The sequence below is a fragment of the Tamlana crocina genome (assembly GCF_012037625.1).
In genome coordinates this window covers 1-284 of the sequence record NZ_JAAVJS010000854.1, presented here as the reverse complement: position 1 = coordinate 284, position 284 = coordinate 1, and the positions used below count along the sequence as shown (strand labels likewise).

Here is a 284-nt window from a genome sequence, read left to right as displayed (position 1 = left end):
CTGAATTATTGGCGCAGTCCGTATAAGTGTAGGTGTATGTTCTCGTGCCTTCACAGGTCAATGGGTCCGGGGTTTCGGTAACCACGGTCGCAGAAGGCGATAGGGTATTACCACAGGCATCGGTAACTGTTGGCAGGGTGAAGGTTTCGGTGGCATCGGCGATGCATTCCACCGTGGCTTCTCCGTCTGCATCTGGTATGGTAAAGGCTGGTGTTTCGATGGTATAGGTAAATGCCCAAGTATCTGAATTATTGGCGCAGTCCGTATAAGTGTAGGTGTATGTT

1 protein-coding gene is annotated in these 284 nt (G+C 50.4%); it reads right to left on the bottom strand.

Features of this window, described 5'->3' with window-relative positions:
- A partial coding sequence (locus HC176_RS19260; protein ID WP_167920576.1) for an HYR-like domain-containing protein occupies positions 1–284 on the bottom strand: 284 nt, incomplete at both ends.